The 20,578-nt window shown below is 66.5% G+C and carries 23 protein-coding genes and 1 tRNA gene; 7 read left to right on the top strand and 17 right to left on the bottom strand.

Annotated features, from left to right (window positions below; all coding sequences use genetic code 11):
* Nucleotides 1-184: 184 nt before the first annotated feature.
* The 9 genes from ACWGE0_RS35060 to ACWGE0_RS35020 all read right to left on the bottom strand — a co-directional run bounded on the left by ACWGE0_RS35060 (nt 185) and on the right by ACWGE0_RS35020 (nt 7,392).
* On the bottom strand, nt 185-712 hold the full coding sequence (locus ACWGE0_RS35060; RefSeq protein WP_452265177.1) for a hypothetical protein: 528 nt from the start codon (nt 710-712) through the stop codon (nt 185-187).
* Complete coding sequence (locus tag ACWGE0_RS35055; RefSeq protein WP_452265176.1) at nt 688-1,116, bottom strand: heat shock protein transcriptional repressor HspR; 429 nt, start codon at nt 1,114-1,116, stop codon at nt 688-690. The genes ACWGE0_RS35060 and ACWGE0_RS35055 overlap by 25 nt, the downstream gene beginning before the upstream one ends.
* 5 nt (nt 1,117-1,121) lie before the next feature.
* A complete protein-coding gene (gene dnaJ / locus ACWGE0_RS35050; RefSeq protein ID WP_452265175.1) occupies nt 1,122-2,285 on the bottom strand; it encodes a molecular chaperone DnaJ in 1,164 nt (387 codons plus the stop codon).
* Between the two features lie 19 nt (nt 2,286-2,304).
* Nucleotides 2,305-2,937 carry a nucleotide exchange factor GrpE gene (gene grpE / locus ACWGE0_RS35045; RefSeq protein WP_452265174.1) on the bottom strand — a complete coding sequence of 211 codons (633 nt, stop codon included), beginning with the start codon at nt 2,935-2,937 and terminating at the stop codon, nt 2,305-2,307.
* Entirely contained in the window at nt 2,934-4,805 is a 1,872-nt protein-coding gene (gene dnaK, locus ACWGE0_RS35040; RefSeq protein ID WP_452265173.1) for a molecular chaperone DnaK, read from the bottom strand. Before dnaK ends, grpE begins: the two co-directional genes overlap by 4 nt.
* A 182-nt stretch (nt 4,806-4,987) precedes the next feature.
* Entirely contained in the window at nt 4,988-5,830 is an 843-nt protein-coding gene (locus tag ACWGE0_RS35035) for a DUF4097 family beta strand repeat-containing protein (protein WP_452265172.1), read from the bottom strand.
* Between the two features lie 92 nt (nt 5,831-5,922).
* The gene (locus ACWGE0_RS35030) at nt 5,923-6,477 is read right to left on the bottom strand and encodes a hypothetical protein (protein ID WP_452265171.1); all 555 of its coding nucleotides are present in this window, start codon (nt 6,475-6,477) and stop codon (nt 5,923-5,925) included.
* Nucleotides 6,478-6,481: 4 nt separating this feature from the next.
* Nucleotides 6,482-7,072, bottom strand: coding sequence for a TetR/AcrR family transcriptional regulator (locus ACWGE0_RS35025; RefSeq protein ID WP_452265180.1), 591 nt, complete (start codon nt 7,070-7,072; stop codon nt 6,482-6,484).
* A complete protein-coding gene (locus tag ACWGE0_RS35020) occupies nt 7,069-7,392 on the bottom strand; it encodes a DMT family transporter (RefSeq protein WP_319964915.1) in 324 nt (107 codons plus the stop codon). Before ACWGE0_RS35020 ends, ACWGE0_RS35025 begins: the two co-directional genes overlap by 4 nt.
* 143 nt (nt 7,393-7,535) lie before the next feature.
* On the opposite strand from ACWGE0_RS35020, the gene ACWGE0_RS35015 reads away from it, so the two are divergent.
* Entirely contained in the window at nt 7,536-9,800 is a 2,265-nt protein-coding gene (locus ACWGE0_RS35015) for a (Fe-S)-binding protein (protein WP_452265170.1), read from the top strand.
* Between the two features lie 57 nt (nt 9,801-9,857).
* On the opposite strand, the gene ACWGE0_RS35010 is transcribed toward ACWGE0_RS35015, so the two are convergent.
* The 4 genes from ACWGE0_RS35010 to ACWGE0_RS34995 form a co-directional block, all read right to left on the bottom strand.
* Nucleotides 9,858-10,169 carry a hypothetical protein gene (locus ACWGE0_RS35010; RefSeq protein WP_452265169.1) on the bottom strand — a complete coding sequence of 104 codons (312 nt, stop codon included), beginning with the start codon at nt 10,167-10,169 and terminating at the stop codon, nt 9,858-9,860.
* Nucleotides 10,170-10,309: 140 nt separating this feature from the next.
* On the bottom strand, nt 10,310-10,690 hold the full coding sequence (locus ACWGE0_RS35005) for a phage holin family protein (protein WP_452265168.1): 381 nt from the start codon (nt 10,688-10,690) through the stop codon (nt 10,310-10,312).
* A gap of 32 nt (nt 10,691-10,722) precedes the next feature.
* Nucleotides 10,723-12,006: a hypothetical protein gene (locus tag ACWGE0_RS35000; RefSeq protein WP_452265167.1), complete on the bottom strand. Its 1,284-nt coding sequence runs from the start codon at nt 12,004-12,006 to the stop codon at nt 10,723-10,725.
* A gap of 157 nt (nt 12,007-12,163) precedes the next feature.
* Nucleotides 12,164-12,712, bottom strand: a complete 549-nt coding sequence (locus tag ACWGE0_RS34995; protein WP_452265166.1) for a MarR family winged helix-turn-helix transcriptional regulator — start codon at nt 12,710-12,712, stop codon at nt 12,164-12,166.
* 219 nt (nt 12,713-12,931) lie between these two features.
* On the opposite strand from ACWGE0_RS34995, the gene ACWGE0_RS34990 reads away from it, so the two are divergent.
* Nucleotides 12,932-13,906: a cation diffusion facilitator family transporter gene (locus tag ACWGE0_RS34990; protein WP_452265165.1), complete on the top strand. Its 975-nt coding sequence runs from the start codon at nt 12,932-12,934 to the stop codon at nt 13,904-13,906.
* Here the strand turns inward: ACWGE0_RS34990 and dcd are convergent.
* Nucleotides 13,903-14,484: a dCTP deaminase gene (gene dcd / locus ACWGE0_RS34985; protein ID WP_319964909.1), complete on the bottom strand. Its 582-nt coding sequence runs from the start codon at nt 14,482-14,484 to the stop codon at nt 13,903-13,905. The two genes, ACWGE0_RS34990 and dcd, sit on opposite strands and share 4 nt — an antisense overlap.
* Before the next feature lie 49 nt (nt 14,485-14,533).
* On the opposite strand from dcd, the gene ACWGE0_RS34980 reads away from it, so the two are divergent.
* Nucleotides 14,534-14,607 (top strand) — tRNA-Gly (locus ACWGE0_RS34980).
* Nucleotides 14,608-15,459: 852 nt separating this feature from the next.
* Nucleotides 15,460-15,987: a hypothetical protein gene (locus ACWGE0_RS34975; protein ID WP_452265164.1), complete on the top strand. Its 528-nt coding sequence runs from the start codon at nt 15,460-15,462 to the stop codon at nt 15,985-15,987.
* A 106-nt stretch (nt 15,988-16,093) separates the two neighbouring features.
* Here ACWGE0_RS34975 and ACWGE0_RS34970 read toward each other — a convergent pair whose 3' ends face one another.
* From ACWGE0_RS34970 to ACWGE0_RS34960, 3 genes are all read right to left on the bottom strand, one after another.
* Nucleotides 16,094-16,567 (bottom strand): hypothetical protein, encoded by a 474-nt coding sequence (locus ACWGE0_RS34970; RefSeq protein WP_452265163.1) that lies wholly within the window; start codon nt 16,565-16,567, stop codon nt 16,094-16,096.
* A 422-nt stretch (nt 16,568-16,989) separates the two neighbouring features.
* Complete coding sequence (locus tag ACWGE0_RS34965; RefSeq protein ID WP_452265162.1) at nt 16,990-17,982, bottom strand: hypothetical protein; 993 nt, start codon at nt 17,980-17,982, stop codon at nt 16,990-16,992.
* 57 nt (nt 17,983-18,039) lie between these two features.
* Nucleotides 18,040-18,405 (bottom strand): PadR family transcriptional regulator, encoded by a 366-nt coding sequence (locus tag ACWGE0_RS34960; protein ID WP_452265161.1) that lies wholly within the window; start codon nt 18,403-18,405, stop codon nt 18,040-18,042.
* A 375-nt stretch (nt 18,406-18,780) separates the two neighbouring features.
* Between ACWGE0_RS34960 and ACWGE0_RS34955 the strand changes: the two genes are divergently transcribed.
* The 3 genes from ACWGE0_RS34955 (at nt 18,781) to ACWGE0_RS34945 (ending at nt 20,509) form a co-directional block, all read left to right on the top strand.
* A complete protein-coding gene (locus ACWGE0_RS34955; protein ID WP_452265160.1) occupies nt 18,781-19,554 on the top strand; it encodes a hypothetical protein in 774 nt (257 codons plus the stop codon).
* A gap of 64 nt (nt 19,555-19,618) precedes the next feature.
* Nucleotides 19,619-19,987: a roadblock/LC7 domain-containing protein gene (locus ACWGE0_RS34950; RefSeq protein ID WP_452265159.1), complete on the top strand. Its 369-nt coding sequence runs from the start codon at nt 19,619-19,621 to the stop codon at nt 19,985-19,987.
* Nucleotides 19,988-20,137: 150 nt separating this feature from the next.
* Nucleotides 20,138-20,509, top strand: a complete 372-nt coding sequence (locus ACWGE0_RS34945; protein WP_319964903.1) for a hypothetical protein — start codon at nt 20,138-20,140, stop codon at nt 20,507-20,509.
* Nucleotides 20,510-20,578 lie beyond the last annotated feature (69 nt).

Below are 20,578 nucleotides of genomic sequence, written 5' to 3'. Positions count from 1 at the left end.
CCCGGCTCGTGACGGGACCACCCACCCGAACCGCACCACCCACGCAACGCAACTCCGCCCAACGCAACAGGCGTGCCATCAACCCGCGTGTGGCGCGGGCAGGTCCTTGATCAGATTGGCGGGGTCCGGGGCGGAGCCCCGAAATCCCTAAACCGGAACCAACGCACCCAACCCAACCACCGCATCAACGCCAAACTTCCAGCGCCGTATGAGCTTCAGAAATCCTGCCGTCAGGGTCAGGCCCACCCAGCGCAGCTTCCTCGAGCGCAGCAAGAGGTTCCACCCCGCGCAGCCACGCGACCAACGCCCCGTCAGCATCCTTGCTACCCACAACGTCCCCGACAAGCGCCGCCAACGCATGCGGTACCGCCAGGAAGTAATCCTGGATGACCGCCTGCTCCCGCGAGTCGCCCTCCGCATGGGCCTCGACCGCCAACCGCAGCCAGAAAAAGTCCGCATCAAGCGAACCGACTGCGATCAACTCCAGCACTCGCGGCAGCAGGTAGCGCCTGAAGCCCTCATCACCAATCGTTCCCGACCGCAACCAGTACTTCTCAACCTGCCCAGCAGTCAACTCCCGCAACGCCACGGCAGTGAAAGGCACAACATCCGCAGGCTCCACGCAGTGATCGCAGAACTCGACCACTCGCGGACGTGGCGCTGCGAACAACTCATACAGACGCTCAATCACTTGCGAGGCTTCGGCTTCCACACCACCAACGCGGTCTCCTGCCGAACAGGCACCAGATCCCGCCGATAAGAAGCATGCACAGCCGCAGCAGCAGAATCCGCAGCCGCCAACGCGTTCGCCAACTCCGCCGTCAACTCGGCAACCTGAGCCCGCAACGCATCCACCTGGTTCTCCAGGTCGATGATCCGCTTGATCCCGGCCAGGTTCACGCCCTCGTCCTGCGAGAGCCGTTGAACCTCGCGCAGCAGCACGATGTCCCGCATCGAGTACCGCCGCCCACCGCCGGAAGTCCGCCCAGGGGAAACCAGCCCCATCCGGTCGTAGGACCGCAGCGTCTGGGCATGCAGCCCGGACAGCTGAGCCGCCACCGAGATCACGAAGAACGGCGTGTCCTCATCAGTCCCGGGAGGGAACGGAAAACCCACCGAACTCACCGCCCTTCAAGCAGCGCGTTCAAATCTCCACGCGGGTCATGGTCACCGGTGACGTCCGCATACGCCTCGAGCGCCTTGCGGGCCTCGGACGACAGGTTGTTCGGCACGGCGACCTCCAGGGTGATCAGGAGATCGCCCGCGGTCCCGTCCCGCTTCGTGATCCCCTTGCCCCGAGCCCGCAGCACTCGCCCGGAGGCGGTTCCCGCAGGCACCTTCAAGGTCACCTTGCCGTCCAGCGTCGGCACGGTCAACGTCGCTCCCAGCGCCAGCTCGGAGAACGTCATCGGTGCCGTGAGCGTGAGGTCGTTGCCCTTGCGGCCGAACACGCTGTGCGGGTTGACGTGCACGCGCACGAACAGGTCGCCCGAAGGTCCACCGTTGCGGCCCGGTTCTCCTTGTCCCGCAAGGCGTATCCGTTGGCCGTCGTCAACGCCGGACGGGATGCGCACGGTCAGCGTGCGGGTCCGGGTGCTGACGCCGTCGCCACCGCACTCGGGGCACGGGTCGTCGATGATCCGGCCGGTGCCGCGGCAGTCGCGGCACGGCTCGCTGAAGGCGAACGCGCCCTGTGACCGCGTGACGAGGCCGGAACCCGAACAGGTCGCACAGACGTGCGGCGTGGTGCCAGGCTTGGCGCCCGAGCCGCCACACGTCGTGCAGGCGGCGGGGGACGACAGGCGCAACGGCACCGTCGCTCCCTTGACCGCCTCGGTGAAGTCGATGCGGACGTCGGTCTCGACGTCCTCGCCACGGCGCGGGCGCGTGGGCGAACCGGCCGTACCGCCGCCACGCCGGTTGAACAGGCCACCGAGCAGGTCGCCCAGCCCGCCGCCACCGGTGCTCTGCGCGGCGCGGCCGAACAGGTCGTTGACGTCGAAGCCGCCGGCCCCGCCGCCGAACCCACCGGGGAAGCCACCGCCGCCCGCGAACAGGCGGCGCGCCTCGTCGTACTGCTTGCGCTTGGCCGGGTCCGACAGCACGCCGTAGGCCTCGGAGACCGACTTGAACCGGGCCTCGGCCTTGGCGTCGCCGGGGTTCGCGTCGGGGTGCAGCTCGCGAGCGAGCTTGCGGTACGACTTCTTGATCTCGTCCGCCGACGCGTCGGAGGAGACACCCAGCTCGCGGTAGAAGTCCTTCTCGATCCAGTCCCTAGCACTCACCGGATGTCTCCTCCTTTCGTCAGATCTCTTCGGCCTGCGGTGCGGCGGCAGGCTCGTAGTCCGTCACCGCGACGAGCGCGGGGCGGACGAGCTTGTCGCCGAACCGGTAGCCGCGGCGCAGGACGGCGGTGACCGTCGGTCCGTCGACGTCCGGGGACGTGTTGTGCTGCACGGCCTCGTGCACCGACGGGTCGAACGCCTCGCCCTCGTGCGCGAACGGCTCCAGGCCGGTCTTCGACAGGGTGGACACGAGCTTGTCCGCCACGGCCTTGAACGCGCCGGTCAGGTCGCCGTGTGCGGCGGCCCGTTCGACGTCGTCCAGCACCGAGAGCAGCTCGCCGGCCACGGACGCCTTCGCGTTGTTGATCACTGCCTCGCGGTCGCGTTCCACCCGCTTGCGGTAGTTCGCGTAGTCGGCAGAGAGCCGCTGGAGGTCGGCGGTGCGCTCGTCGAGCTGGGTCTTCAGCTCGGCGGCCACCTCGTCCACGACCTCGGCGACCAGGGGTTCATCAGCAACAGCCGGAGCAGTGCCTTCCTCGGTAGCGTGGGCCGGCGCCCGGACCTCACCCGTTTCGGGGTCGATCCGGCGCCGGTCGTTCACGACTACCTGAGGCTGCTCCTCGTCAGGGGCGGCATGCCTCGGCTCGGTCACTTCTTCTCGTCCTCGTCCACGATCTCGGCGTCGACGACGTCGTCCTGGCCGTCCTTCGCACCGGCACCGGCACCCGCGGCACCCGGCGCGTCAGCACCAGGGGCCTCGGCGCCGGGCGCGCCTGGCGCGTTGGCGTAGATGGCCTGGCCGATCGCCTGGGACTCGGTCGCGAGCTTCTCGACCGCCGTCTTGATGGCGTTGATGTCGGTGCCCTTGAGCGCCTCGTTCGCCTCGGCGATCGCGGCGTTGACCTTGTCCTTGATCTCGGCCGGGAGCTTGTCGTCGTTCTCCTTGACGACCTTCTCCGTCTGGTAGACCAGCGTCTCGGCCTGGTTGCGGACCTCGGCCTCCTCGCGGCGGCGCTTGTCCTCCTCGGCGTGCGCCTCGGCGTCCTTGACCATGCGGTCGATGTCGTCCTTCGGCAGCGCGGAGCCACCGGTGATCGTCATCGACTGCTCCTTGCCGGTGCCGAGGTCCTTCGCCGACACGTGGACGATGCCGTTCGCGTCGATGTCGAAGGTGACCTCGATCTGCGGCACGCCACGCGGGGCCGGGGGCAGACCGGTCAGCTCGAACATGCCGAGCTTCTTGTTGTGCGCCGCGATCTCGCGCTCGCCCTGGAAGACCTGGATCTGCACGGACGGCTGGCTGTCGTCGGCCGTCGTGAAGGTCTCGGAGCGCTTGGTCGGGATCGTGGTGTTGCGCTCGATCAGCTTGGTCATGATGCCGCCCTTGGTCTCGATGCCGAGGGACAGCGGGGTGACGTCGAGCAGCAGGACGTCCTTGACCTCACCCTTGAGGACACCGGCCTGCAGGGCGGCGCCGACGGCGACGACCTCGTCCGGGTTCACGCCCTTGTTGGGCTCGCGGCCGCCGGTCAGCTCCTTCACGAGCTCCGCGACGGCGGGCATGCGGGTCGAGCCACCGACGAGCACGACGTGGTCGATGTCGCCGACGGAGACGCCGGCGTCCTTGATCACGTTGTTGAACGGCGCGCGGGTGCGCTCGAGCAGGTCGTTCGTGATGCGCTGGAACTCGGCGCGAGACAGCGTCTCGTCGAGGAACAGCGGGTTCTTGTCACCGTCGACGGTGATGTACGGCAGGTTGATCGACGCCTGCGAGGAGCTCGACAGCTCGATCTTGGCCTTCTCCGCAGCCTCGCGGATGCGCTGAAGGGCCATCTTGTCCTTGGTCAGGTCGATGCCGTTGGCCGACTTGAAGCGCTCGACCAGCCAGTCGACGACGCGCTGGTCCCAGTCGTCGCCACCGAGGTGGTTGTCACCGGAGGTCGCGCGGACCTCGACGACGCCGTCACCGAGCTCGAGCAGCGAGACGTCGAACGTGCCGCCACCGAGGTCGAAGACCAGGATGGTCTGCTCCTTCTCGCCCTTGTCGAGGCCGTAGGCCAGAGCGGCCGAGGTGGGCTCGTTGACGATGCGGAGCACGTTGAGGCCCGCGATCTGGCCGGCCTCCTTGGTGGCCTGGCGCTGCGCGTCCTCGAAGTAGGCGGGGACGGTGATCACGGCGTCCGTGATCTCCTCGCCCAGGTACGCCTCGGCGTCGCGCTTGAGCTTCATCAGCACGCGCGCGCTGATCTCCTGCGAGGTGTACTTCTTGCCGTCGATCTCGTCGGTCTGCCAGTTCGTGCCGATGTGGCGCTTGACCGAGCGAATGGTGCGATCGACGTTGGTGACGGCCTGGTTCTTCGCGGGCTGACCCACGAGGACCTCGCCGTTCTTGGCGAACGCGACGATGGACGGGGTCGTCCTCGAGCCCTCCGAGTTGGCGATGACCGTCGGCTCACCGCCCTCGAGAACGGCGACGACGGAGTTGGTCGTCCCCAAGTCGATGCCGACTGCACGCGCCATTGGAGTTCCTTCCGCTAGTACTTGTTGAGCGTTGCTGGCTCAAGTTTGCCATCTCGCCCAACCTTGAGCCTACCCGACTCAAGCTTTCTGACTGACCTAACGGCCGGGAAAGTCTGGTTGTTCCCTCACAACGCGAAGAGGACCACCCCTTGTGGAGTGGCCCTCGACACATTCCCCCTGGCCTAAGCCGCGAACACCTGGACGTCCCCAGAGCCGGCGTTGAGGTTGAGCTCGAGCGACGCACCAGGATCGGTCGGCACGTGGATCGCGCGCTCACCGCTGCCCGACGAACCGGCGATCTTGAACGGACCACCCGGCACCCGGACGGTGATGTCGCCGGACCCGGTGACGGCCCGCACGGAGTTCGCCGCCGACAACATCAGTTCGATTCGCCCGGAGTCGGCCTTCGCGATCACCTCGCTTGCCATCGAGGTGCCGTTGATGTCCCCGGAACCGGTGTCGAGCAGCGCCTTGCCCTTGATCGCGTCCAGCTGGATCCGCCCGGACCCCATGTCGGCCGTGACGGCGCCACCGATCCTGGCACCCTCGAAATCACCGGATCCGGTCTTCACCTTGACGTCCCCCGCGATGTCGCGGGCGATGACCCTGCCGGAGCCGGTCCTGATGTCGACGGAGGTCAGCCCCTCGACGGTCGCGTCACCCGAGCCGATGTCACCGACCACCGTGATGTCCGCTGACGGGACCACGACCTCGTAGTTGATCTCGCAGTCGTTGCCGCAGCCGTCCAGCACCAGCGTGCTGCCCTCGATGCGGTGCGCGACACCCGAGGGCTTGTTGTCCTTGTTGTGCTCGACCCTGCGGTGGACCTTCGTCTCGGTCAGGCCCTGCTGGTACCGGATCGTCACGTTCCCCGAGTCCTGGTCGCTGCGGACCTTGACCGACGTGAACTTCTCCGCGACGACGTGGTCGTCCTGGAACTCGTACTTCATGATGCGAATGCCACAGCCCGTCAGCACCGTGAGCACCGCCCCCGCAAGCAACGCCACCAGCGCCGTCCTCATCATGAGCACAAAAGTAGAGGTGGCGGCGCTCAGCTACACGGCAGTCAGCCCCCGAAGGCGGGGTGGGGTTGTCCCTACCTGGTTCGAACGGAAGATCAGACCAGGTCTTCGAGGACCGCGCGCAGGGCCGGAGCAGTGCGCGCGGGGTCGTTCAGGAACCGGGTCGAGGCGAGCACGTACGCGGGCGCGATCCGTTCCCACATCAGGCCGTCGACCGGCACCTCGACGATGTGCAGCTCCACGCTCTGCGCCCACCGGCCGATCCGCGACTCGATGCCGCGCAGGACGTCCCCTATCGGCAACGCCGCGGGACTCTGCACCCGGTGCAACTGCTCGATGCCCGGCTTCATCGCGAGCACGGCGGCCCGGCAGGCCGGCCGGGTCAGCAACGCCTCGGCGTCTTCGGGTGTCACAGGTTCGGCGCCCCGCGTGCACGCGTCCAGCGCGTCGGCCCACCAGCCCGGCCACTCCGCGGTCACGGCGGCGCGGTCGACGCCCGCGGGCACCTGCACCGGCAGCGGCGGCTCCAGGCCGGGCACGTGCGGCTCGACGTCGACGGACAGGGCCAGGGTGTCGCGCACGTAAAGCGCTGCCAGCAGCCCCAGGCTCACCCCGTGGCTGACGCCGGACACCTCTCGCGCGAACTTCATGACCTCATTGTTCCCTCGTCGTGGCGGTGGAATCGTCGCGGCCGCGGATCAAGAAGGACACAATTGGCTCCAGCTCGTCCTCGTTCGGAGCAACGTCGGCGATCAGGCCCTGGATCAGCAGCCCGTCGATGGCGGCGAGGAACGCCCGGAACGCGATCGGATCCGCCGGTCGCACGATCTCCATCGCCTGGTCGAGCCACCGGCGTGCAGCGGGTCTGAGTTCCGGCCGCCGCCCCGCCAGCAGGTACAGCTCGTACTCCGCGAGCGTGCGGGCGCGGTTCTCGTTGACCGCCTTCGCCAGCATGGCCGCGATCTCACGCGGACTGCCACCGCGCGCGACCGTCTGCAGCATCTCCTCGCACGACTCATCAGCCGCCCACAGCAACGTGGCGATCAACAGGTCGTCGAGCGTCGCGAAGTAGTAGGTCGGCGCCGTCGTCGGCACGCCTGCTTCACGGGCCACACTGCGATGCGTCACGCCGGTGATGCCGTCACGTTCGATCACGCGCAGCGTGGCCTCGACGATCGCGTGGCGCTTCTTCTCCCCACGCGCCTTGCGGCCGTCGATCTTCGGACTGCCTACGACTGCGGTCAGTGCGTCCTCCCGAGCTCGAGCGTCACCACGCCTCCGATGATCAGGACCAGCCCGATGACCATCGTGGGGTTGAGGGTCTCGCCGAGGAACTTCCAGCCGATGATCGCAACGGCTGCTACGCCGACAGCTGACCACACGGCGTAGGCGACGCCCACGGGCATACCCAACTTCAACGCGCGCGAAAGCGCCGTGAAGGCGATGGCGTAACCGACGACGACCACGACGGATGGCCACAGTCTGCTGAAGCCCTCCGACAGCTTCAACGACACGGTGGCGGCGATCTCTCCCACGATCGCCGCAGCGAGATACAGGTACAACACGGCAACCTCCGGGCCCTCGACCAACTACTTGAACAAGTGTTCCACAAGTTTTTGATCAATTTCCGGATACTTGACCGGTACGTGAGGAGACACCGGCCACGTCCAAGTGGTTACCCGCGAGTAACGTGGCCTAGAATCCCGCCATGACCCTCCAGCTGGTTCTCGGACTCGTCGCCGTGGCGGTGAGCGTCGTCGCCTGGGGCGTGTTCGTCGCCGCCGTGCTGAAGCAGATCAAGATCATTCGGCTCGGCCAGCCGGACGGCACCCGCATGGGCCCGTTCGTGCCGCGCATGAAGACGATGATCGTCGAGTTCGTCGCGCACACCAGAATGGCGAAGTTCCGCTCGGTCGCCCCGTGGCACTGGATGGTGATGTGGGGCTTCCTCATCGGCTCCGCGGTGCTGTTCGAGGCGTACGGCGAGGTGTTCGACCCGCACTTCCACTGGCCGATCATCGGCACGTGGTCGGTCTGGCTGCTGCTGGTCGAACTGCTGGGCCTCGGCACCGTCGTCGGTGGTGTGGCGCTCGCGATCATCCGCCAGCGCAACCACCCGCGCCGCGCCGACCGGGTCTCCCGCTTCCAGGGTTCCGACTTCAAGTCCGCCTACTTCGTCGAGGCGGTCGTGATCATCGAGGGTGTCGGCATCCTGCTGGTCAAGGCGTTCAAGCAGTCGAGCGGCCTGGAGGTCGCGCCGCTGTGGACGTCGTTCGTGACGCAGCCGCTCGCGCAGATCCTGCCAGCCGCGCCCATCTGGGTGTCGGTGATGGCGCTGGTCAAGCTGCTGAGCGGGATGATCTGGCTGATCGTGGTCGGCCGGAACCTGACGATGGGTGTTGCCTGGCACCGGTTCTCGGCGTTCTTCAACATCTACTTCAAGCGCGAGGACGACGGTGGCGTCGCTCTCGGCGCGCTGAAGCCGATGATGTCCGGCGGCAAGGTGCTGGACCTGGAAGAGGCCGACCCGGACAAGGACGTGTTCGGCGTCGGCAAGGTCGAGGACTTCACCTGGAAGGGCGTCCTCGACTTCTCGACCTGCACCGAGTGCGGCCGCTGCCAGTCGCAGTGCCCCGCCTGGAACACCGGCAAGCCGTTGTCCCCCAAGCTGGTCATCACGCAGCTGCGCGACCACATGTATGCCAAGGCTCCCTACCTGCTGGCCGGTGGCTCGCGCGACATGGCCGGCGACGAGGTCGGCCTGACCGAGGACAAGTACGAGGACTACAAGAAGCGCCTCGAGTCCATCGACGTGCTGGCGATGGCCGAGTCCGAGCGCCCGCTGGTCGGCGGCCCCGACGAGTTGGGCGTCATCGACCCCGAGGTGCTGTGGTCCTGCACGACCTGCGGTGCGTGCGTCGAGCAGTGCCCCGTGGACATCGAGCACGTCGACCACATCGTCGACATGCGCCGCTACCAGGTGCTGATCGAGTCGAACTTCCCGTCCGAGCTCGGCGGCATGTTCAAGAACCTGGAGAACAAGGGCAATCCCTGGGGCCAGAACTCGAAGGACCGTCTGGCGTGGACCGAGGGCCTCGAGTTCGAGGTGCCGGTGTTCGACGGCGAACTGGGCGACGCCGAGTACCTGTTCTGGGTCGGCTGCGCCGGTGCGTACGAGGACCGTGCGAAGAAGACCACGCGCGCCGTGGCCGAACTGCTGCACACCGCCGGGGTCAAGTACACCGTGCTCGGCCCGGAGGAGACCTGCACCGGTGACCCTGCCCGCCGCGCCGGCAACGAGTTCCTGTTCCAGATGCTCGCGCAGCAGAACGTCGAGGTGCTCAACTCGGTGTTCGAGGACCGGCCCGCCGGCCAGCGCAAGATCGTCGTGACGTGTGCGCACTGCTTCAACACGCTGGCCAACGAGTACCCGCAGGTCGGTGGCACCTATGAGGTCGTGCACCACACGCAGCTGCTGAACAAGCTGGTGCGCGAACGTCGCCTGGTGCCGGTCGCGCCGGTCACCGAGGACGTCACGTACCACGACCCGTGCTACCTGGGCCGCCACAACAAGGTCTACGAAGCACCGCGTGAGCTCATCGGGGCGTCCGGCGCGAAGCTGCGCGAGATGCCGCGGCACGAGGAACGTTCCATGTGCTGTGGTGCCGGTGGCGCGCGCATGTGGATGGAGGAGCGGATCGGCAAGCGCATCAACGTCGACCGCGTGGACGAGGCCCTGTCCACCGCGCCGTCGAAGATCGCGACCGGCTGCCCGTTCTGCCGCGTGATGCTCACCGACGGCGTGACGGCGCGTCAGGCCGACGGCCAGGCGGGGGCGCACGTCGAGGTCGTGGACGTGGCGCAGATGCTGCTGGAGTCCGTGAAGCGCGGCACGGAGAAGCCGGACACGCCGACCGACGAGGTTCCGACCGGTACGCCGCTGCCGGACGAGGACAAGGCGCCGACGTCCTGACGGATTGACACGAAACGGCTTCGGTCCACCCTGGGTGGAGCGAGGCCGTTTCGTTTGTCAGAACGCCCAGACCCTGACCTTCTTGGCGTTGTTCGCCAGGTCGACGTCCGGCGCGCCGAGGGTCTCGGCGGTCGCGACGATCTCGCCGCGCCTGATCGGCTTGTCCACCCGTGCCTTCACCGTGTAGGTGACGGACTCACCGATGTGCGTGTCCGCCTGGTAGACGCTCGACAGGCTCACGGACAACGGGGTCAGGCCCTCCGGCAGCGTGGCGTAGCCGTGCAGCGGTGCGGGCAGGTTGCCCTTGTTCCGGTAGGTGACCTCGACGTCGACCTCCTCACCGACCTTCATGAAGCGGGGCGCGTCCACGCGGCCGACCGCCGCGTCGTACCGCCCCTGCACGAAACCCGCGTCGTACGGACCGGCCTGGCCGGGATGTCCTCGAATGAGTTCGTGAAGAGAAATGCCCTCGGTCCGATGTGGACCGAGGGCATTTGTCGTTCGGTGGGTCAGTCCTTGTCGGTGATCTTGTCGTAGACCACGTTCAGCACCCAGCCGGTCAGGGCGACGATGATCGCGCCCCAGAACGCGGGCCAGAAACCGTCGACGCGGAACGGAAGGTCCAGCTGCTCGGCGATCCACCCGGTGAACATGAACAGCAGCGCGTTCACCACGAGCCCGATCAGGCCGAGCGTGACCAGGTAGAACAGGCAGCCGAAGAACTTCACCAGCGGCTTCACGACCGCGTTCACCAGGCCGAAGATCACCGCGACGCCGATCAGCGTGAGGATTCTCGAACCGGTGGTGCCCTCGCCCAGGTCGATGCCGGGGAGGGCGGTCGACACCCACACCGCCACGGCAGTCAGCAGCACTTGCACCAAGATGCCCATGCCGCAGACTAACCGTGACGGGTCCTAAGTGGTCAGGAGCGTCGGCGGCGTGCCACGAAGAACGCACCGACACCGGCCGCGAGCAGCAGCGCGCCCAGCCCCAGGAAGCCGAACACCGACGCACCGGTCGACGCGAGGCCGGACTTGTTGCCCGCCTGGGCCACGGCCGGGTTCGTCGTGGTGGTCGGCGCGGCGGTGCTGGTCGACGACGGCGCGCTCGGCTCGGTCGTGGTGCCCTTCTCGACGACCTTGATCGCGATCGGTGGCACCAGGACGTTGTTCTTGCGGTCGACGTCCTTCAGGTTGCCGTAGTTGAAGCGCACGATCGGCTGCACCTTGTCGAACGTGAGGTCGTTCAGCTCGACCTTGAGCACGACGTCGGCCTTCTCGCCCGGCAGGATCTTGGCGACGGTTTCGAAGTCGTCGTCGCTGCCGTTGACGAACTTCACGTTGTCGCTGTGCGACACCAGCTTCGCGACGAACTCCGCCATGACCACGGACGGCACGACCGGCACGTCGCCCTTGTTCGAGAGCGTCAGCTTGACGTCGATCTGCTCACCGAGGACATAGGTGTCCTTGGTCGGCGCGACTGCGGCGGCCAGCGCGATGTCGGCCTTGGCCTCGAAGTAGCGCAGGTCGACCCGCTGCGCACGGCTGTTGGTGTCCGGGACCAGCTTGCGCGTGCCGGTCAGCCAGTCGATGTCGTGGTCGGCCTTCGGCTTGGCCAGCGCGAGGCCGCCCTGCGTGAGGTCCGGCGCGGCCACCGTCAGTTCGGCCAGCGGGAGGTCGAGCAGGTAGGAGCCGTCCGCCTTGGCCTCGGTCTCGACGTTGACGTCGGCACCGGTCTGGCTCTTGCCGGTGACCTTGACCTTGCCGCCGTGCGTCTTCTCGTCGTCCTGCTTCACGCCGTCACCGTTCGCGTCGACGAAGGTGAAGCCGTTGAGGAAGTAGCCGCGCAACGGGAAGTTGGCGTCCGACTTGGACTCCGACGTGCCGTACCCGATCTTGGTGGTCGTGTAGTCGGTCATGTCGTTGTTGTTGACGATGTACGTCGGCCCCTTCGGCAGGACGGCCTTGAACCTGCCGTCCGGGCCGGTCGGGAAGGTGCCGACCTCTTCGTTGGTGCCCTGGACGCGGATCCTGACGCCGGTGCCGTTGGCCCGGACGTTCTCGCCCTCGTTGAAGGCGTTGTCACCGTTGCGGTCGAGGAAGAAGAGGCCCTCGATGGTGATCTTCTCGTTCTGCGCCGCTGCCGACGTGGCCGCGACGGGCAGTACGAGAGCAGCCGTCATCGCGACGGCGAAAACCTTCTTCACTGATCCCCCAGCGTTCGATTGCTCCACATAGGACATCGGAACGCCGGGGGTCAGCGTTGCGTGATACCGGTCACTCCGACAGCGGATAGCCACCCATGTCGCACCCCTCCCTCTCGCGCCAGTTAGCACGATATCGGATAGTACGAGTTCGTAGCAATTAGTCCTTGTCGAGCGCGAGCCTCGTCCGCCGGTGCGCGGGACCCAGCTCGCCGCTCAGCACCTCCATGACCTGACGCAGCAGGTCACGCAGGTTTTCCAGGTCGCCACCCGGCAGCGCGGTGAAGAGGTCCCGCTCCCGTTCGGCCTGGCCGGCGACGATCTGCAGGAAGATCTCGCGGCCGGCGTCGGTGAGCGTGGCGGGCAACGAGCGGCGGTCGCTCGGGTCGAGTTCGCGGACCACGAGACCCGCCTTCTCCAACCGGTCGAGGCGGCTCGTGATCGTGGTGGCCGGGCTCAGCGTGCCGTTCGCGAGCTGCTTGGGCGTGAGCCGGTGCGGCGGCCCGATCCAGAAGAGCCGCGCGAGGATCTCGTAGTCCGCGCGGTTCAGCCCGTGCGGCGCGGCGATCTCCGTGGCGAGGAAGTCGAGGTACTTGCTGATCTGGTGGACCCGGTCGACCACTCCTTCGACCACCGGATCGATCGCCGGAACCATGGCCCTCCACGACTCGACCTCGGCATCGGTGTCGTCCGCACCACGGTTGCCCATCACATGATGGTAGTTGCGCCGACATGCAGAACGGCCCGCGTCTCTCCCGGACGCGGGCCGTTCGACTTACCCCCTGGTGATCAGCGTCCCCCCGGAGCAGATCCCAGCCTTAAGACACCCCAGGGGTTGTGGATGTTGCCTTACCGCCGGAATGTCACTCGAACGGCCTAACGGCTCGCTGGCGCGCCCGGTGTTCGGCTGCGGCCTAGGCTGATCGTCATGAGCGAGAAGCCGCAGGCCTCGGGCGAAAGCACTCTCACCGTCGTCCTGGCCCTGCTGGTGAATCTGGCGATCGCGGTCATGAAAGCCATTGCGGGCGTTTTGACCGGTTCGGCGGCAATCCTCTCCGAAGCCGCGCACTCGGTGGCCGACACGTTCACCGAAGCGCTCCTGCTGACCGCACTGCGCCGCTCGGACCGCCCCGCCGACCGCCGCCACCCGTTCGGCTACGGCAAGGAGCGCTACTTCTGGTCCCTGCTGGCGGCCGTCTCGATCTTCGCCTCTGGCGCGATGTTCGCGTTCTACGAGGGCTTCCGCACGGTCTTCGGCGAACCCGAGGAGCAGACCCGGCCCTGGGTCGGCTACCTCGTGCTCGGCCTGGCCTTCGCGCTGGAGTCGATCTCGTGGACCCAGGCGTTCCGGCAGGTCCGCTCCGAAGCCGCCGCACACAGCCGCGGGTTCTGGGACTTCCTGCGGGTGTCGGACGACCCGACCGTGAAGACGGTGTTCCTGGAGGACTCCGCCGCACTGGTCGGTCTGCTGCTGGCGTTCGCCGGCCTGGGCCTGCACCAGCTGACCGGCTCGTCGCTGTGGGACGGCCTGGCCTCACTCGCGATCGGCGTGCTGCTGGCGTTGGTCGCCTACGTGCTGGCGCGCACCAACCGCGGCCTGTTGATCGGACGGCAGGCGGACCCGGTCATGGTGAAAGCGATCTGGCGCCAGCTCGGCGAGGTACCCGAGGTCGACGCCGTCGTGGACGTGCTGACGATGCTCATCGGCACCGACCGCGTGCTGCTGTGCGCACGACTCGACTTCAGGGACGAGCTGACGGCGTTCGAACTGGAGAACGCGTGCGTGCGGATCTCCGCGGAGCTGCGTTCGTCGTTCAGCGACCTGGACGAGATCTTCCTGGAGCCCGTGCCGCGGTCAGACCCGGACCTGCGCCGCCGCGTGCTGGAGCGCTACGGGTTCTAGCGTCGTGTGTCCGTGCGGTGGAAGTTCAGGTAGGCACGGCTCGGCGTCGGTCCGCGCTGCCCCTGGTACCGGCTGCCCGCCTGCTTCGAGCCGTACGGGTGCTCCGCCGGGCTCGACAGCTTGAACAGGCACAGCTGCCCGATCTTCATGCCCGCGTGCAACGTGATCGGCAGGTTGGCGACGTTCGACAGCTCCAGCGTGATGTGGCCGGAGAAGCCGGGGTCGATGAAGCCGGCCGTGGAGTGGGTCAGCAGCCCGAGCCTGCCGAGACTGGACTTGCCCTCGAGGCGCCCGGCCAGGTCGTCCGGCAGCGTGACCATCTCGTAGGTCGAGCCGAGCACGAACTCACCGGGGTGCAGCACGAACGGCTCGTCCTCCGCCGTCTCGACGAGACTCGTCAGGTCGTCCTGCTGCAGAGCGGGATCGATGTGGGTGTAGCGGGTGTTGTTGAAGACCCGGAAGAACCGGTCCAGCCGCACGTCGATGCTCGACGGCTGAACCATCTCGACGTCGAACGGGTCGAGAAGGAGACGGCCGGACTCGACCTCTTTGCGCAGATCCTGGTCACTCAGCAGCACGCGGACAGGCTAGCTCAGCCTTGTGTATGATCGGCGACGCACTAGCTTCGCGGGTGTAGTTCATTGGTAGAACGACAGCTTCCCAAGCTGTAGAGGCGGGTTCGATTCCCGTCACCCGCTCCACCGAAGGCCCAGGTCCACCGGACCTGGGTCTTCGCTCGTTGGTCTCGCCCACGACCCCACTGCGCTGTCCGCGTGCGGCGGTGCCCAGCACTTCTGGCATTTCTTCTTCATCGGGGCGGCACCCCTGCGTGCCGCTCGGTCGCGCTGGCCGATCCCACGCCGGCGACGAAAGATCAGGCCCACCGAGACCGGACAGCGACCGACCGGACCACCAGATGGTGGACAACTCCGCCGACTCGGGTTCCAGCCTGGTTCTGGGGATCGGACGAGTATTCCTTCGCCACAACTATTCAATTGGCCCCCAAGACCCGCAAAAAAGTTCACTCGAACGGCGCAACTCAACTTGCGTTCAAGGAAAAATTACCTGCTCACGTAACGATTTCAAGAGCCACCGCGAAGTTCAGGTTGAGATGCCACGGCAGCAAAATGAGCGGTTGCCATAAACGGTCCAACCACCCGCCCGCGGCCCTGATCGAGCTGGAGCGAAAATGGCGAAGAACAACATCAAATGCACTACGTGCGGCGCGCAGCACACTGGCAGCTGGAGTGCGACTCTGTGCCCTGATTGCGCCAAGAAGGCAGGGCAGACCGAACCAGACGTGGACGACTGATCAACGAATTTTGCCGTCCCACAGCCGACCCGGGAACCGCGGAAACGGAATTTCTGATTCACCATGACACCGAGATGCCCACACTGCGACGTGCCCACCTACCTGTACGAGACCGTGCAGAAAGCAGACGGCCCATACGGACGATACGAGTGCAAGACCCAGCGGTGCCCGACGTGCAAGGGCCGATGCACACACAAAGTCGGCCAGACGATCAGATGACAACGTCAGGAGGAGTGGCCCCGTGGGTCTATTCAGCCGTCACGAGGAGACACTGGTCATCGACTCGGACAACATCGCCATAGACCCGGAGGTTTCGGCGATCCTGCCCGACCCAGGGGAGTTCCTCGTGGAACTGCTCTCGCCACTGCACGAGGAGTCACTGCACCAACTGTCGAAGGAGATTGACAGGGTGCGCCATCCCAACGGCTCCATCCCTCGCCACCGCCTCAGGGAGATAGGTCTGCGCGATTGGAAGAGCGGCCCGTTGACGCATCTGGTGTGGTTCACGGCGAAAGACACCATCATCATCGGCGTCTGGGCCTCCTACGGGCTGAGCGGTCGGGAAAAGCGCCGGATCGAGCGCACTGTGTCAGTCATCAACACCGAGCAAGGCACAGCAGCCGCCGCCACGTGGGCCAGGCTCTCCAGACCCAGCTACCCACCAAGAACAGAATTCCTGGCCGCCCAGCTGGCGGATTCGTGGAACGAGAGTGCAGGGCAGATCCGCAACGGTGATGTAATCAAGTCGTTCCGGAAGTGGCATCGGTAAAACCGCCCACTCCTCTGCGCAGCCCCATCACCCGCTCCACTTCGAAGGCCTAGGTCCACCCCGGATCTGGGCCTTCACCTGTTGGACTCGTGACTACCTGCACGGCTCAGCGAACCTGAGCGCCAGCAGCGATGATGAACGCTCTGATTCTCTCCTCGGACAGATCCTCGTGTTCCACCAGCTCAGCACGATCAGCCGAGGCTCGTATGGCGGCGATTGGCCCGAATGCGGCTTCCGCAAGTGCCACAAGATCAGCGTCGTCGGCCATGAGCTGAACCCGGAACCGGGCATGAGCGGCGGCGGCCCCCAAACGATCCGACTCTGCGTGAGCCGCGAGAAGATCCGGATCTGCGGGGTCGTCCTTGCGAAGTCGCACGAACCAGAGGCTGATTACTCCTCGTCGCAGTTCGGTGATCGCCCCGGCGAATGCGCTGTAGGACGCTATCCGCTCCTGGCGCAGCCGCTCATCGCGGGCGAATCGTTCGGCCCGCTCCGCGTGAGAACGCTGAAACACGAAAGTGATGATCGACCCGAGGAGAGTGCCTGCCACAGCGATCACGCTGGCTAACCAAGCTGTCACGCCTCCATGGTGTGCCGGTGGCCAACGGTGTCAAGCATCAGCCGAGACACCGCAGGAGCTGGTCCGACTTCCGCGTTCAGCGTTTGTCTCTTCATCAAGGCGGCCCGTCCGGCATGGGCTTCACGTCCCCATCCCTGTGTCGCTTGGGCAAGCGGACCGGGCCCGGCCTCCGGCCACCCATCCTTTCCCGGCGACGGGAGGGCGGTACCCGCCGTGCAATCCACGTGCAACTAACCCTGGTCAACAGGGGTCCGTCACAGCCACTTGCGACTCAGCCCAGAAGGAGGTCAGGGCTCCTGACCCACTAGCCGCAACGGGTTCCCAAGCTGTAGAGGCGGGTTCGATTCCCGTCACCCGCTCCACTTCGAGGGCCCAGGTCACCACGACCTGGGCCCTCGTTTTTGATGTTGCGAACACATCCGTCAGGCGGCGGTGGCGCCCTGCGGACGGTTGAGAACGCGGCGCACGTGGCGGAGCGCCATGGTTGTCGCCGTGAACGCGATGGCCGTCTGCGCGATGGCCGGGAAAGGGCCGTACAGGACCGGCATGGCCACCATGGAGCCCCGCGGCAGCAGGTCGTAGATCGGGTCGAGCAGGTAGATGGTGGCGCTCGCGATCACCAGTGTGGTGAGCAGGCCGCGCGCTCCCGTGCGCTGGAGGACCAGGCCCGCGGCGACGAAGAGGGCGAGGGCCATGCCGATGGGGAGCGCTTGCTCGTCGAGGTCCATCGTGAAGGGGTGCCTGCTGTGGGCGGGTACCGACGTGGCCACCGTGAGGGCCGCGAAGACCACGGAGACCGGGGCGGCGAGCGCGGTGACGAGCCCGGCATGCAGGCGTTCGCGCTTGTCGAGTTGGAGAGCAGGTGCGGGAGCGAGTAGCAGGAGCAGAGCGCCGATGACCACGGTCATGTGCGCGTCCGGGCCCATGCCCGCGTCCACGCCAGGCAGGAACGGCGCCGCGATCGCCGCTGCGGCGGCAAGGCCCTTGGCCCACCGAGCGCGGCCGCGCAGCACCGACACCACGGCGCCGATCCACAGAGTCGTGGTGGCCGCTAGCGCGAGGTGGCTCCACGCTGACCCGATGTGCACGGCGTCGGTCAGGCCGGTGCCGTCGAAGGCGAGCAGCGCGTAGACGGCGACGAGGTAGCCGGTGACCAGGGCGGCGACGGGGATGGTCGCCGCGGTGGTCGCGGTGCGGATGCCGTCTCCCGCTCCGCGCACGTGGGCCCGGACGGCGCCGCGCAGCAGGCTGGCTCGCTCCCGTGCCGTGGGCCGGACCTGGCCTGGTTGCGCCATTTCGCAGAGGGTGCCGAGCATCTCCTGCTCGCGGTCGGCGCGGTAGGCGGCGGGGTACCAGCGGAGCAGCCTGCGGTAGGCGTGCTCGAGGCGGTGGGACGCCGGGTCGGCGACGGTCACAGACGTGCTCCTTCGAGAAGTACGGGGTCGGTTCGCGTGAGCGGGTGCGTCGGTGCGTCAGGCCAGGCCGGCCGCGGGGCCGAAGCCGCTCAGGCCACCGCGGGCGGCGCGGGCGCGGAGGCCGGCGGTGGCGGCATCGGCGTTGGCGCGCAGCCGGGCGGTTTCCTCCGCGAGGACGCCGGCGCCGGTGTCGGTGAGCTTGTAGTAGCGGCGCAGGCGACCGTCGACGACGTCTTCGCGGTCGAGTTCGATCCAGCCGTCGTCCTTGAGCCGGTCGAGTGCGCCGTACAAGGTGCCCGCCTGGAGGCGGACGCGGTTGCCGGAAAGTTCCGTTACGGCCTGGACGATGCCGTAGCCGTGGAGCGGTTCGGTGGTGAGCGCGGTGAGGATGAGAAACGTGGGCTCACGAAGCGGGATGGGCACACCGAGGAAGCTACAGCGTCCGATATGTATCGTCAACCGACCCATAGCCAGCTTCCGGGCGCCAATTCATGTATCGCAAATGAAACTTCCTTCTGTTGTTGTGACGCAATGAGGCGTCGACACCAAACCGGCCGGTCGGCTTTGCTTCACGAACTGGAATGCTTCACTCAATCAGGTGACGCTTGCCCTGGAAAGTCGACGCCTGCGGGTAAGAAGTAACCCCTGCGATCGCTCTTTCGATGAGGGTGGAGTACCTGATCGGATGACAAGGTCGCCAGATACGCTCTGCAGGCCCGAATTCACCCGGAGTGACTCCTGAGACGCGACAATCGAGCTGTATTCGACGTTCTCGCGTCCGCCCTGACGCAGTGCAACGTGGATCGAGTCACCGGCGCGTTGCGCATTGTCGGCAATGCGGGCGGACTGTTTCATTTGCGCGACGGCTTGGTGGTCGCGGTGGACAGCCCCGGCTCTCCCGGACTGGAGACACTTCTGCTGAGTTCGGGCAGGATCGAGGAAAGCGACTGGACCGCGGCACTGGTGGAGAGTGTCGAGACGCGGTCACTTCAAGCGGCACTTCTATCTCGGGGGATCAGTTCCACCGAAGTCCAGGACCTCATCACCGCCGTCATGCTGGACGGGGCGTTCGCCACGGCCGCCGGCGAGATCGAGGAATGTCTCGTCGACGAATCCATCGATCACCCTCTACTGGCCGCGTCCGACGGCGTCGCCCCGGACTTGCTGTTGTCGGAAACGGCCCGCCGACTGGATGCGGTCGCCGCGCTCCCGCTCTCCTTGTCGCCTCACCGGGACCGGGTGGTGGCCGTCGGCGGAACGGAGACGGCCGGCTTGAACGAGGAACAGCAGGAGATCATCGCGCACGCCACCGGAAGGCGCACCGCGCGGGACATGGCCTTCGCGCTGGGACGAAGCCTCTACCCGGTCACCGTCGAAATCTCCCGAATGCTCGGTGACGGACTGCTGGAGATCGCTCCACCGGCAACCTCGTCCAGTTGCACGCATTGGGGACTGACTTCACTGCGTCCTCGGGCAGCAGCGCCGCAGACCGTCAATCACGAGGCTGACCAGGCGAGTCCGCTGCCCACGCGCCGCCCGGGCCGGGCAGCGCCGGATTCCGGAATCGCCTGAGGACTTCGGAGGTGGAATGTTAGTGCTGAGCGGTTCGGCTTTTCCAATTCAGGAGTGGAGTGAATTGGACTACGAGGCCCTGAACGCCGAGATGCAAAAACTCCGGGAGAACGTCACCGGAGTCACCGACACGGTGCTGGCCGCGTCCGACGGGATTCCGATTCTCGCCGACGTGGCGAAGGACGTCGAACCCTCACACATCTCCGCACTGGCCGCCGCCGAACTCGGAATCGCGCGCCAGGCTGCGGAGGTGATCGGACTGGGCACGCTCAACCAGACCGTGGTGTTCGGCAGCGAAGGCTACATGGCCGTGTACGCCATCGGCCGGCTTTCACTGATGGTCGTACTCGGGGACAAAGGACTCAACCTCGGCCGTCTCCTGCACGAGTCCCGGCCTGTGATCGAGCGGGTCGGCGCGATCCTGGCCGCGTAGCACACACCACAATTCGGTGAGTACATGTCCACGCTTGGTTCATTGTTCTCGTCAATATCTTCTGCATGGAGACGTGTCCGCATGCGACCGAGACACCGGAAATCGGCCACGTCTCCTCAACCACCAGCCGAAACAGGGAAGTGGATTTTGATGAACATCGATATCGCGTTGAAAGAAGCCATGTCCATCTCCGGCGCCGTCGGTGTCGCGTTGGTCGACTACGACAGCGGAATGTCGCTCGGCACCAGCGGTGGAGGCGACTGGCTGAACCTGGAGATCGCCGCGGCCGGGAACACCGAGGTGATCCGGTCGAAGCTGCGGGTGATGTCGTCACTCGGGCTCAACGACAGCATCGAGGACATCCTGATCACGTTGCACCGCCAGTACCACCTCATCCGGCTGATGAGCGGCATGAAATCCAGAGGCTCGCTTTTCCTGTACCTGGTGCTGGAAAGGGAGGTCGCGAACCTCGCGATGGCCCGGCACCAGCTCAAGCGCATCGAAGCCGACCTGCAGGTATAGGTCGAACCGGTATCCGCACCGCTCGAAGGCCCAGGTCACACGGCCTGGGCCTTCTTTTCGACGCCAAGA

The sequence above is a fragment of the Lentzea sp. NPDC054927 genome, from assembly GCF_053610285.1.
The sequence above is the reverse complement of the archived record's forward strand: the minus strand, read 5'-3'. Positions and strand labels throughout refer to the sequence as shown.

What these genes read in the sequence shown, in the direction of transcription:
- ACWGE0_RS34990 (WP_452265165.1), top strand. Translation starts at nt 12,932, where the DNA reads ATGAGCGAGAAGCCGCAGGCCTCGGGCGAAAGCACTCTCACCGTCGTC.
- ACWGE0_RS35035 (WP_452265172.1), bottom strand. Translation starts at nt 5,830, where the DNA reads ATGATGAGGACGGCGCTGGTGGCGTTGCTTGCGGGGGCGGTGCTCACG.
- ACWGE0_RS34945 (WP_319964903.1), top strand. Translation starts at nt 20,138, where the DNA reads ATGAACATCGATATCGCGTTGAAAGAAGCCATGTCCATCTCCGGCGCC.
- ACWGE0_RS35005 (WP_452265168.1), bottom strand. Translation starts at nt 10,690, where the DNA reads ATGGGCATCTTGGTGCAAGTGCTGCTGACTGCCGTGGCGGTGTGGGTG.
- dnaK (WP_452265173.1), bottom strand. Translation starts at nt 4,805, where the DNA reads ATGGCGCGTGCAGTCGGCATCGACTTGGGGACGACCAACTCCGTCGTC.
- ACWGE0_RS35030 (WP_452265171.1), bottom strand. Translation starts at nt 6,477, where the DNA reads ATGAAGTTCGCGCGAGAGGTGTCCGGCGTCAGCCACGGGGTGAGCCTG.
- ACWGE0_RS34995 (WP_452265166.1), bottom strand. Translation starts at nt 12,712, where the DNA reads ATGGGCAACCGTGGTGCGGACGACACCGATGCCGAGGTCGAGTCGTGG.
- ACWGE0_RS35015 (WP_452265170.1), top strand. Translation starts at nt 7,536, where the DNA reads ATGACCCTCCAGCTGGTTCTCGGACTCGTCGCCGTGGCGGTGAGCGTC.